The organism is Haloplanus salinarum, assembly GCF_009762275.1.
GTDB classification, from domain to species: Archaea; Halobacteriota; Halobacteria; order Halobacteriales; family Haloferacaceae; genus Haloplanus; species Haloplanus salinarum.
On record NZ_CP034345.1, the window covers coordinates 2,280,891 to 2,292,954 of the forward strand.

Annotated in this window: 8 protein-coding genes; 7 read left to right on the forward strand and 1 reads right to left on the reverse strand. The window is 69.1% G+C overall.

Going from position 1 to position 12,064, the window contains the following annotated elements:
- Positions 1-94: 94 nt before the first annotated feature.
- On the forward strand, positions 95-1,462 hold the full coding sequence (locus tag EI982_RS13040) for a phosphoglucomutase/phosphomannomutase family protein (RefSeq protein ID WP_157690117.1): 1,368 nt from the start codon (positions 95-97) through the stop codon (positions 1,460-1,462).
- A gap of 81 nt (positions 1,463-1,543) precedes the next feature.
- Positions 1,544-2,242: a DUF7546 family protein gene (locus EI982_RS13045; protein WP_157690118.1), complete on the forward strand. Its 699-nt coding sequence runs from the start codon at positions 1,544-1,546 to the stop codon at positions 2,240-2,242.
- Here the strand turns inward: EI982_RS13045 and samp2 are convergent.
- The gene (samp2, locus tag EI982_RS19175; RefSeq protein ID WP_394352050.1) at positions 2,171-2,836 is read right to left on the reverse strand and encodes a ubiquitin-like small modifier protein SAMP2; all 666 of its coding nucleotides are present in this window, start codon (positions 2,834-2,836) and stop codon (positions 2,171-2,173) included. The genes EI982_RS13045 and samp2 overlap by 72 nt on opposite strands.
- Positions 2,837-2,914: 78 nt before the next feature.
- Between samp2 and EI982_RS19180 the strand changes: the two genes are divergently transcribed.
- The 5 genes from EI982_RS19180 (at position 2,915) to EI982_RS13080 (ending at position 12,025) form a co-directional block, all read left to right on the forward strand.
- Complete coding sequence (locus EI982_RS19180; protein ID WP_394352051.1) at positions 2,915-7,279, forward strand: intein-containing protein; 4,365 nt, start codon at positions 2,915-2,917, stop codon at positions 7,277-7,279.
- Between the two features lie 87 nt (positions 7,280-7,366).
- Positions 7,367-10,135 carry an alanine--tRNA ligase gene (gene alaS / locus EI982_RS13065; protein WP_157690119.1) on the forward strand — a complete coding sequence of 923 codons (2,769 nt, stop codon included), beginning with the start codon at positions 7,367-7,369 and terminating at the stop codon, positions 10,133-10,135.
- 52 nt (positions 10,136-10,187) lie between these two features.
- Complete coding sequence (locus tag EI982_RS13070) at positions 10,188-10,466, forward strand: hypothetical protein (protein WP_157690120.1); 279 nt, start codon at positions 10,188-10,190, stop codon at positions 10,464-10,466.
- A 57-nt stretch (positions 10,467-10,523) separates the two neighbouring features.
- Positions 10,524-11,294 (forward strand): alpha/beta fold hydrolase, encoded by a 771-nt coding sequence (locus EI982_RS13075; RefSeq protein WP_157690121.1) that lies wholly within the window; start codon positions 10,524-10,526, stop codon positions 11,292-11,294.
- Between the two features lie 32 nt (positions 11,295-11,326).
- Positions 11,327-12,025, forward strand: a complete 699-nt coding sequence (locus tag EI982_RS13080) for a type 1 glutamine amidotransferase (RefSeq protein WP_157690122.1) — start codon at positions 11,327-11,329, stop codon at positions 12,023-12,025.
- Positions 12,026-12,064: the final 39 nt, after the last annotated feature.

The window sequence follows — 12,064 nt, forward strand, 5'->3', positions numbered from 1 at the left end:
GGAACGGTGGACGCTCGTCCACCCCCCCGTTCGGTGGACGCTCGTCCACCCCGCCGACGCCCACCTTTTTGCCACCGCCGTGGGAGGGTGGCGTATGGACGCCATCTCCTTCGGCACCGACGGGTGGCGCGCCCGTCTCGACACGTTCACCGACGAACGGGTGCGGACCGTCGGGCAGGCGGTCGCCGACTACCTCGCCGACGAGGGGTTCGACGCGCCGGTCGCCGTCGGCTACGACGCCCGGGCCACCTCCGAGGGCTTCGCCGAATCGCTCGCCGACGTCCTCGCCGACAACGGCTTCGACGTCCTGCTCCCGGAACGGGACCGGCCGACCCCCGTGATCGCGTGGGCCGTCGTCGACCGGGGCCTCTCCGGGGCGCTGATGGTCACCGCCTCGCACAACCCCCCCGAGTACAACGGCGTGAAGTTCATCCCCGCGGACGGCGCGCCGGCGCTGCCCGCAGTGACCGACGCTATCGAGGCCCGCCTCGCGGACCCCCGCGCCGACGGGCCCCGGGGGTCGATCGACCGCGTCGACCTCGTCGCGGCCCACGCCGCCCAGGCCCGCGACCTGGTCGACCCCGACCTGGCGGGACTCACCGTCGTCTACGACGCCATGCACGGCAGCGGCCGCCGGGTGACCGACGCCCTCCTCGAATCCGCGGGCGCGACGGTGATCCGCCGGCGCTGCGACCGGGACACCGCCTTCGGCGGGGTGCCGCCCGAGCCGAGCGCCGAACACCTGTCCGGCCTCGTCGACGCCGTGGCGGCCCACGACGCCGACCTCGGCATCGCCAACGACGGCGACGCCGACCGCCTCGCGGTCGTCACGCCCGACCGGGATTACCTCGACGAGAACCTCTTTTTCGCCGCCGTCTACGACGCCCTCCTGGCGGAACGCTCCGGCCCCGCGGTCCGAACCGTCTCGACGACGTTCCTGATCGACCGGGTCGCCGCCGCCCACGGCGAGGAGGTCGTCGAGACGTCGGTCGGCTTCAAGTGGGTCGCCGAGGCCATGGTCGAACACGACGCCCTGATGGGCGGCGAGGAGTCCGGCGGCTTCTCGATCCGGGGGCACGTCCCCGAGAAGGACGGCGTCCTGATGGCGCTGCTCGCGGCCGACGTGGCCGCCGGCGAACCCCTCGACACCCGCGTGGACCGCCTGCTCGACGTCCACGGCGACATCGTCGCCGACAAGGTGAGCGTCGACTGCCCCGACGAGCGGAAGGCGGCGGTCGTCGACGCCCTCGGCGACGCCATCCCCGAGACCGTCGCCGGTCGGGCCGTCGAGGATGTCGTCACGCTCGACGGGTTCAAACTCCTGCTCTCGGATGGCTCCTGGCTCCTGGTCCGGCCGAGCGGGACCGAACCGAAGATGCGCGTCTACGCCGAGGCCGAGAGCCGCGAGCGGGTCGACGCCATCCTCGACGAGGGCCGGGACCTCGTCGCGGCGCTCGTCTAGCCCGGATGTCGACACCTCCATGGTCCTCCGTCCCCGACGCCCGAATATGGCACCCGAGCGCCCCCGCGCCGTGATCCCTCCGTGAGCGGCGCCTACGGTCCCCTCTCGCGGGTTCGCCGGCTCCTGGCCGCGGAGACGGCCGCCATCCGCTGGTGGTTCCTCGTCGTCGCGGCCGAACTCGCACTCGTCACCGCCTACCTCGCCGTCTCGGACGTGATCGTCACCGAACCCCGCTACGTCGTCTACCCGTTCCTCTGGATCAACGCCGGGGTGTGGGCGGTGATCCGAACCGAGACGCCGAGCGTCACCCGCCGTCAGTGGGGCGTCGCGGCCGCCCTGTCCGGGGGCTACCTGTTGCTCCTCCTGGTGGTCGGCGGCACCCTCCAGCTCGGGATCGACGGGCCGCTCAACGGCGGTGCGGTCGCCTCGATCCACTGGAACATCCCGGGGCTGGGTCCGATCGTCGTCTACGGCACGCCGCGGGTCAGGCTGTCGATCATCCCGTTCAAGGTCGTCGGCTACGTCGCCATGACCTACCTCGTCTACGCCCGCCTGCTCTCGGCGTCGCGGGCGGTGCTCTCCGGCGTCCTGGGCCTGTTCTCCTGTGTCGGCTGTGCCTTCTCCCTTCTCTTGCCCCTGCTCGGAGCGACCACGCTGTTCGGCTCGACGCTGACCGGCCTCGCGTGGGACCTCTCGACCCTCGTTTTCCTACTCACCGTCGCCTTGCTCTACTGGACCGACGACATCGGGGCCGCGCTCTCGCGCCGACTCCCGCGATAACCGGCCCCGGAGGCGGTCGCCGTCCCCCGTCGGCTCGACCTCGAACCCGAGCGACTCGTAGAACGGCCGCACGTCGGGGTCGAACTCGGCGACGAGGCGGTCCCGCTCCGCGGCGGCGGCCGACACCAGCGCGGTGCCGACACCCCGGTCGCGCCACCGGCGCCGGGTCGCCACGGCGGTCACCCGGTCGCCGTCGCGGACGAGGGCGCCCACGACCCGCCCCTCGACGGTCGCCACGAGGGCCGCGCCGTCGTCGATGCGCTCCCGAACGGTCCGGGCGTCGACCGAGAGCACCGCGCCGTCGAGTACGCGCATGACGTCGAGGTGATCGTCGGCGTCGGCGGATCCGACTCGCACCCGGTCGTCGATATCGGCCGGTCGCGTCCCGTCGCCCCCCTTGACCAGCCGGAGGACGCGCACGTCGGCCTCGAAGTCGACCGTGCGGTCCTCGGGGACGGGTGAATCGTCGACGAGGACGGCCGCCTCGTGGGGGCTGAACTCGAGGGCCGCGAGCAGGTCGCCGTAGGTGGCGTCGGGGGCGACGTCGACCGCCCTGACGCCTTCGCCGACGACCTCGGCACGAACGGTCGGCATGGACGGTTGGAGTCGACCGACGGGCCTGAACCTTCGGGTTCCGCTCGGTTTATGTGCCGACCGACCCCTCGATAGGACATGAGCGATTCCGAGGGGTCGTCGGCGGGCCGGGAGATCTGGATCGAGAAGTACCGCCCCCAGACCCTCGACGAGGTGAAAGGACAGGGCGACATCGTCGACCGACTACAGAGCTATATCGAGCGCGACGACCTGCCGCACCTGCTGTTCTCGGGGCCGGCCGGCGTCGGAAAGTGCGTGACGGGCGATACCCCGGTCCTGACGAACCGCGGCGTCGAGCGAATCGGTGACGCCGTCGGTGGGGTAGAGGGGTTCGACGACCCGGACGCGGGGTTGGAAGTGCTGACGTTCCGCGACGACGGGTCGTTCGAGTTCACGACACCGTCGCACGTCTTCGGAAAGACGACGGACGACCTCGTCCGTGTCACGACGCGGGATGGAAACGATTTGACCGTGACGCCGGAACACAGACTCCTGACCGTGGCTCACGACGGACTGGAGTGGGTACGTGCCGGCGACCTCACTGCCGGGATCCGCGTCGTTCGGCCCCGTCGAACGCCGCTTCCCGAGGGCGACGGTCGCCTCGACTGGATGGGTGCGATGGACGGTGACCGAACCGTCGTCCACGTCACCGAGTCGTTCGCCGCCGACCACGACATCCCGGCCGAGGAGAACTACGTCGGCAAGAAGAAACGCGTGGTCGCTGGCTTCCGACGTGGGGAGTCGGACGCCACTATCGCGGACGCCGCCGGCACGACGACAAAGACCGTCCAGTCCTACCGCCGAAACCTCGACGTGGACTTGGACGAACCGAGTACCGTCTGTTCGCTGTCGTCCCTCCGTGGTCTCGACGTCGCCCGCGACGAACTACGCACGCACGTTACGGCCGTCCAGTACGTCACCCGGAACAACCAGCGTTCCGAGCCGATCACGCCACCGTGGGAACTCACGCCGACGCTGGCGTCGTTCGTGGGGCTTGCCGTGAGCGAGGCCCGGATCGATGGCGGTCGGGTGAAGTTCTACAATACGGACGACGGGCTACTCGACCGGTTCGAGACCGCCGCCGAGTCGGTGTTCGGTCTCCAACCGCGACGGGGAACACAGGACGGCGTTCCGTACCGCGAGCTTCACACGCGGACGCTGACACACTTCCTCGCAGCCTGTTTCGACGTCGACGGCGGGACGGCCGGCATCGGTTCCACGCTCGTCCGCGCCGACGAGGCGAGTCGGACGGCGTTCCTCCGTGCCGTCTTCGACGCCGAGGCGCACGTTACCGAACACGGGATTATCGAGTTGACACAGAAGGACGAACACCTCATCACCCTTCTCTCGTACTTGCTCTCGGGATTCGGCATCCCGAGTCGACGCAAGCGCGAGCGGAAGGCGCCGACGAACGGCTCGGGAACCGAGCGGGCGTACCACACGCTGTACGTCTCCAGTGCCCGACATCTCGAGCGATTCGCCGACTGCGTCGGGTTCAGCATCGACGAGAAGGCGGATCGGCTCGAAACCAACGCCGCCCGCGATCCGAATCCGAACGACGATACGGTGCCGACACAGGACGCCGCCGATACGCTCTGTGAGCGGCTCTACCTGACGAAAGGCGACTACATCCCCGACAGTCTGAATCCCGAATCCCCCGGTCGCGAGCGGTATCTCGACTGCGTCGACGCCCTCGTGGATGCGGCGACGGCGCGCCTCGACGACGCGCAGCGGACGCTCGAACGGATCGACGAACTCGCCGCAGATCTCGATGCCGTCGCATCGATCCCCGCGACGGGGGTCGGCACGCGCGACGACTTGGAACCGATCGAGACGCGACGAACCCTCGCCGAACGGGTCGGCGTCGGATCCGACCGACTGCTGGAGTACGCGGACGGCCGCCGCACGCCCGGCAGCGACCGAACGATCGAACTGCTCGATCGGCTTCACGAAGACGGCGTCGACGTCGACGTCGAGCACGTTCGAGCGACGCTTCGGGACGCCATCGAGACGCTGGAGATTCCATACGAGCACGTCGCGGACGGGACGGACATGCACGGGACGGACGTCCAGAGCCTCCTCGACGGCGGCAACGACCTCGGATCGCTGACGCGGTTCCGAACCATCGCCGATCGCATCCGGTCCATCGCGTCCGGACTCCCGTCCGCGGCGGTCCTCGACGCGCTCACGACGCTACACACGCTCACCGATGCCGACCTCTACTTCGACGAGGTCGAATCGGTCGAACCGGTCGACGAAGCACGTCGGGTCTACGACCTCGCCGTCCCCGGAACCCGCAACTACGTCGCCGGCGGCGTGCCGTCGGTGATGCACAACACCACCTGCGCCACGGCCATCGCCCGTGAGGTGTACGCCGACGACTGGCGGGGCAACTTCCTCGAACTCAACGCCTCCGACCAGCGCGGCATCGACGTCGTGCGCGACCGGATCAAGAACTTCGCGCGCTCCTCCTTCGGCGGCTTCGACTACCGGATCATCTTCCTCGACGAGGCCGACTCTCTGTGCGTACCGCCGGGGACAGAGGTGGTCACCGGCTATCCGTCAAACCCCGAAGTGAAGCCGATAGAAGAAGTGAGCGACGACGGTGAGCCGATCCCGTCGGTCGACTTCGAGACGAACGAGATACAGTCCGACAGCGGGAAACTCGTCGATTCGGGCGTTGCGGACTTCTTCGAGATCGAACTGGCGGATGGCCGGTCCGTTCTGGCGAGTCCGAGCCACCCGTTCTTCGTGATCGACGAGGACGGGAAACTCGTCGAGAGGGAGTTGCACGAACTGTCCCCGGGGGACGAGATCGCGGATTTCAAAGACGACATCGGCGTGTCGCGGTGTGAGATCTGTGATGCGTGGACCGCCGGACGCTTCTGCTCCGTCGACTGCAAGGACGAAGGGCACAGCCGGGATATGAGCGGCGAACGGAACCCGATGCACGGGACGACGTGGTCGGACGAACGACGCCGGAAGATCGTCGAGAAACTCTCTGACGGGAGGTTCGCGGGCGAAAACAACCCGAACTACGGTGGCGAGTTCCACGGCGTCCACGTCTGGGAAATGGACGAGCGGACGGTCGAGCGCGTCCGCGAAACGATCAGCGAGATGCGGTCCGGAACGCCGTGGGAGGAGTGGGTCGTCGATGCCGATCCCGAACGGGTGAAAGAGGATATCGGGTCGGCCTCTGCCGAGTGGTGGGAGGGCCTCGGCGACGACGAGCGAGCGGCGATCATCGAAAAGAGCGTCGAGAGTACGGATTATCCGGTCCGTGATATCAGCGGCGACGACAACCCCATGCGCGACCCCGAGATCGCACAGAAAGTCTCGGACGCACTACAGGGACACGAACCGACTGGCGGCAACGTCAGACACAGCGACGAACTCGGTCACCTCGTCCGCTCCGACTGGGAGTACGAGGTCGCTAAGGCGTTGCAGGACGCGAACATCGACTACGAGTACGAGCCCGCGTTCGAACTGTCCGATTCCGTGTTTCACCCGGACTTCCTGGTCGACGATACGGTAATCGAGGTCAAGGGCGTTGCCGAACTGTGGGGACAGACGGAGAAAGTAACGGAATTCCTCGACACCTACGGCGACGAATACACGTTCGTCGTTGTCGGCGACTCGGAACTCCCCCACCACGAACACTACGAGCGGTCGGAGTTCGATCCTGCAGTACTCTCGGATGGCGGCCTCCGGACGGTCGACACCGTAGAGATCAGTCGCATCGAACACAGCCACCGGGGCAAGGCCTACAACATCAGTATGGAGGGAACGCCGAACTTCATGCTCGCCAACGGGATTCTGACACACAACACCTCCGACGCCCAGTCGGCGCTCCGCCGGACGATGGAGCAGTTCGCGGACAACACCCGCTTTATCCTCTCGTGTAACTACTCCAGTCGGATCATCGACCCGATCCAGTCCCGGTGTGCGGTCTTCCGGTTCTCGCCGCTGTCCGACGACGCCATCGCGGCGCAGGTCCGCGAGATCGCCGACGCGGAGGGCATCGAGACGACCGAGGACGGCCTCGACGCCATCGTCTACGCCGCCGGCGGCGACATGCGACGGGCGATCAACACGTTGCAGGCGGCGGCGACGACCGGCGACGTCGTCGACGAGGAGGCCGTCTACACCGTCACCGGTACCGCCCGCCCCGAGGAGATCGAGTCGATGGTCGAGGCCGCCATCGAGGGCGACTTCCCCCGCGCCCGTTCGACGCTGGAGACGCTGCTCGTCGACTCCGGCATGGCCGGCGGCGACGTCATCGACCAGCTCCACCGGTCGGCGTGGGACTTCGACCTCGACGACCGCCGAACCGTCCAGTTGATGGAGCGCCTGGGCGAGGCCGACTACCGCATCACCGAGGGGGCCAACGAGCGGGTGCAGTTGGAGGCGATGCTGGCGGCGCTGGCACTGGAGTCGGAGTGAGCCGGTCGAATGCCGTGTGCCCCCGTCACGGGGCGTGAGGGCCGTTCCCGGAACTGTTTTAGGCGGAGACGGGCCAACGTGGTGGTAATGAGCGAACTCGAAGACGCCTACCGCCTCGAGTACTTCGAGGAGGAGGGGTTCACTCGACAGGAGTGTGCCTCGTGTGGCGTACACTTCTGGGCGCGGGTGGACCGCGAGACCTGCGGCGAGCCCCCCTGCGACGACTACGCCTTCATCGGTGATCCCGGATTCGACGAGGCCTACACCCTCGAGGAGATGCGCGAGACCTTCCTCTCCTTTTTCGAGGACAACGGCCACGAGCGCATCGAGCCCTACCCGGTCGCGGCGAACCGCTGGCGCGACGACGTCCTCCTGACCCAGGCCTCCATCTACGACTTCCAGCCGCTGGTGACGTCCGGCGAGACGCCGCCGCCGGCCAACCCACTCACCATCTCCCAGCCCTGCATCCGGATGCAGGACATCGACAACGTGGGCAAGACCGGCCGGCACACCATGGCCTTCGAGATGATGGCCCACCACGCGTTCAACACCCGCGAGGACGCCGACGGCGAGTACGCCTACGAGGGTGAGGTGTACTGGAAGGACGAGACCGTCGAGTACTGCGACCGCTTCTTCGAGTCGATGGGCGTCGACCTCGCGGACATCGTCTACATCGAGGACCCGTGGGTCGGCGGCGGCAACGCCGGCCCCGCTTTCGAGGTGATCTATCGCGGCCTCGAACTCGCCACGCTCGTCTTCATGTCGATGGAGCAGGACCCCGACGGCGAGTACGAGATGAAAGACGGCAACCGCTACAGCCCGATGGACACCTACATCGTCGACACGGGCTACGGGCTGGAGCGGTGGACCTGGATGAGCCAGGGGACGCCGACGGTCTACGAGGCGGTCTACCCCGAGATGATCGACTTCCTGACCGACCACGCGGGGATCGACCACTCCGAGGAGGAGCGGGCGCTGATCCAGGAGGCCGCCCGCCTCTCGGGCTACCTCGACGTCGACGAGATCGACGACCTGGCCTCCGCCCGGGCCGAGGTGGCCGACGAACTCGGCGTCGACGCCGCGGAGTTGACCGCCCTCCTCGAACCCCTGGAGGACGTCTACGCCATCGCCGACCACTGCCGGACGCTCGCGTACATGCTCGGCGACGGCATCGTCCCGTCGAACGTCGGCACGGGTTATCTCGCACGGATGGTGCTCCGGCGGACCAAACGCCTCGTCGACGGGCTCGACATCGACGCGCCGCTCGACGAACTCGTCGACATGCAGGCCGAGCGCCTGGGCTACACCAACCGCGACACCGTCCGCGACATGGTACGGACGGAGGAGCGAAAGTACCGGGAAACGCTCGAACGCGGCCGTCGCAAGGTCGAGAGTATCGCCGAGGAGTACGCCGAACGCGACGAGCCGATCCCCCGGGGGACGCTGATCGAGCTGTACGACTCCCACGGTATCCAGCCCGACATGGTCGCCGACATCGCCGACGAGTACGGCGCCGCGGTCGACGTGCCCGACGACTTCTACGGGCTGGTCGCCGCCCGGCACGAGGGCGGCGGCGACACCGAGTCGGTCACCGACCGCGACGAGCGGCTGGCCGACCTTCCGGAGACAGAGCGGCTCTTCTACGACGACCAGGAGCGGATCGAGTTCGAGGCGGTCGTCCTCGACGTGTTCGAGCGCGAGGACGGCTACGACGTCGTCCTCGACCAGACGATGTTCTACCCCGAGGGCGGGGGACAGCCGGCCGACACCGGGACGCTCTCGACCGACGAGACGACCGTCGAGGTGACGGACGTCCGGCGCCGCGACGGCGTCGTCCTCCACCGGACGGCCGACGACCCCGGCAAGGGGGAGTTCGTCCGCGGCCGGATCGACGCCGACCGCCGGTTCAGCCTGATGCGACACCACACGGCGACCCACGTCGTCGGCCACGCCGCCCGGCAGGTGCTCGGCGATCACGTCCGGCAGGCGGGCGCACAGAAGGGGACCGACCGTGCACGGCTCGACATCCGCCACTTTCGGCGGCTCTCCCGCGAGGAGGTAAAGGAGATCGAACGCGTCGCCAACAAGGTCGTGACGGACAACCTGTCGGTCACCCAGGAGTGGCCGGACCGACACGAGGCGGAGGCCGAACACGGCTTCGACCTGTACCAGGGCGGCGTCCCCCCGGGACAGCAGATCCGTCTCATCCACGTCGACGACGACGTGCAGGCGTGTGCGGGCACCCACGTCTCCCGGACGGGCGACATCGGCGCGATCAAGATCCTCGGAACCGAGCCGATCCAGGACGGGGTCGAACGCCTCGTCTTCGCGGCCGGCGAGGCCGCCATCGAGGCGACCCAGCGCACCGAGGACGCCCTCTACACCGCCGCCGACACCCTCGACGTCGATCCCGAGGACGTCCCCGAGACGGCCGAGCGCTTCTTCGAGGAGTGGAAGGAACGGGGTAAGCAGATCGACCGCCTGAAGGAGGAACTCGCGGAGGTGCGCGCGGCGGCGGCCGATCCCGACGCCGTCGAGGTCGGCGACGTCTCGGCCGTGATTCGGCGGATGGACGCCGACGCCGACGAGTTGCGTGCGACCGCGAACGCCATCGTCGACGAGGGCGCGGTGGCGGTCCTCGGAAGCGCCGCGGGCGGCAGCGCCCAGTTCGTCGTCGGCGTCCCCGACGACGTCGACCTCAACGCCGGCGAGGTCGTGGGCCGTCTGGCGGGTCGCGTCGGCGGCGGCGGCGGCGGCCCGCCCGACTTCGCACAGGGCGGCGGCCCCGACGTCGACGCCCTCGACGACGCCCTCGACGACGCTCCCGACGTCCTGCGGGCGATCCGAAACGCCTGACTCCGTCGTCACGCCGCCGAGTATCACTCCTGAGGATCGGGGGCGAGCCTTGATGTACGAAGACGCGGCACCTCGTCGCGTGAAGTCGTCGTGGCTCCCGAGTCCGTCCGCGCTGTCGGTGTACGGACTGCTCCTTGCGGGTATCGTGGCGCTCGTCGGCGTCTCGGTTCCCAGCAGTTCGCTCCTTCGGCAGGTGTCGCCGGTCGCGCTCGTGACCGGAGCGAACCCCGTCGACGTCCCGTCGCTGGCGCTGAGCGGCGGCTTGCTCGCCGTCGGGGTCGCGGCCATCGCGCTCGGCCTGTCGTTGCTCTTCGCTCGCGTCTCCCGATAGTCACCCGGCGCGGCCCGACGGGAACGCCTCAAGTGGTTCGCCCGTCTACGGTCGCCCATGTCCACCGCGTCCAACGGCTCCGTGTCCCTGTACTACGAGGTCGACGGTGATCCGGACCGGGGGACGGTCCTGCTCCTCGGCGACGCGGGCTACGGCGCCTGGCAGTGGGGGTGGCAACACGCGGGCCTGACCGGCCCCTTCGAGACGGTAGTGACCGATCTCCGCGGTACCGGCCGCTCCGACGCTCCGCCCGGTCCCTACACCGTCGACGACTTCGTCGCCGACGTCCAGGCCGTCCTCGAAGCGCACGGCAGTCGGCGGATCCACGTCGTCGGCGCCGGCCTCGGGGGGATGGTCGCGCTCGAACTCGCGCGCCTCTCCTCGCGCCCGCGGTCGCTCGCCCTCCTCGGCACCGCCCCCGTCGGCGCCGACCTGACCCTCGATCCGCTGTACGGCGACCCGTCCGATCCCGACGCCCTGGAGGCGTCGCTCGCGGCCGCCCTCTCGCGGGACTTCCTCGACGCCCATCCGGACGTCGTCGAACAGGTCGTCGAGTGGCGCGCCGCCGAGGACGCCACCCCCGAGGCGTGGGCGGCACAGGCCGCCGCCGTCGAGGCGTTCGACGTCTCGGATCGGCTGTACGAGGTCGACGTCCCGTCGCTCGTGATCCACGGCCGCGACGACGCCGTCTGGCCGGTCGAGCGCGGCCGACGCCTCGCTCGCGAGCTGCCACGGGGGGAGTTCGTCGGCCTCGACGGTGGCCACCTGATCGGGATCGAGCGCTCCCGCGCGGTCAACGATCGACTGTTCGGCTTCCTCGGGGCGTAAGAGCCAACCGTCTCGGCGGCCTCACCGTGCGTATGCAGCGCCCCCGTCTCGCCCTTCTGGACGCCTCCCACGGCGCCGACCACACCCGCCGCAACTTCCGGCGGGAGCTAGACGCCGACCTCGCCGAGTTCGACGTGACTGTCGGCGACCTGCCGCCGAACTTCGACTACGACGGCGTGGTCGTCACCGGGTCGCGGGCCTCGGTCTACTGGGACGAGTCCTGGATCGACGACCTGCTCACCTGGATCGAACGGGCGGTCGACCGCGGTCTGCCGGTCCTCGGGGTCTGTTACGGGCACCAGGCGCTCGCGGCGGCCCTCGGCGGCCGCGTCGAGGCGATGGACGACGTCGAGATCGGTTACCGGGAGATCGACGTCGTCGACGCCGATCCCCTGCTCGCGGGGATCGACTCGCCCTTCGTCGCCTTCGAGACCCACTCCGACCGCGTGGCCGACCTCCCCCCCGGCGGGACCGTCCTCGCGGAGAACGACCGGGGGATCCAGGCGTTCCGGCGCGGCGACTGCTGGGGCGTGCAGTTCCACCCCGAGTACGACCGATCGAGCGCCGAGACGGTCACCCGTGGGAAGGACCTCCCCGAGGCTCGCATCGAGGCGGTCGTCGACGGCATCGACGCCGACGCCTACGCCGCGGCCTGTCGGACCAAGCGGCTGTTCGACAACTTCCTCGAACACGTTCGGTTGCGGGCGGTCGAGACGGCGGCGGACGCGTAGTCGATGGCCGACGACGGCCCACCACCGTTTTTCACCGCT